General features: G+C 59.1%; 1 protein-coding gene. It reads right to left on the reverse strand.

Features of this window, described 5'->3' with window-relative positions:
• Positions 1–97: 97 nt before the first annotated feature.
• Positions 98–470: TetR/AcrR family transcriptional regulator C-terminal domain-containing protein (locus tag AC1D0P_RS29075; protein ID WP_477679907.1), on the reverse strand; the 373-nt coding region annotated here is incomplete at its 5' end.

Here is a 470-nt window from a genome sequence, read left to right on the forward strand (position 1 = left end):
GAAGGGAGCTGCCGCGCCTGTCCTCTGTTTCGTCGTATGTTCTTGTCGGAAAACCGTGGGACACATTTTAAATCTGCATAGTCGTTCAATGGCGACATCACCGCCTCGGCAGCAAGCCGTTGAGCAGCAGATCCTTCGCCGCCGCGATGCGGGCCTTGGCTTCGGCGTCCTGGCGGTCGGCGAGGAGCAGGACGAAGATGTTCAGGACCAGGGGTGGCGCGAGCAGAAGATCGGGAAAATCGATCACGGGCGACTGTCTGATCGTGCCCTCCTTCGCCGCCTGAACCAATCTCTGCTGCAGATGATCGCAGATCGGGTCGAGGAACTCGGATGTATGCTCGTCGACGAGGTCCGGAAAGCGGCTTGCTTCGGCGATCAGCAGGCGCAGGATTTCCCGCGCATAGCGATCCTTCAACACAAGGTCATGGCTGAAATCGACGAAGTCGTTCAGGAAGGCCACGATATCGGGC

It is taken from the genome of Polaromonas sp. P1_G2 (genome assembly GCF_056405515.1).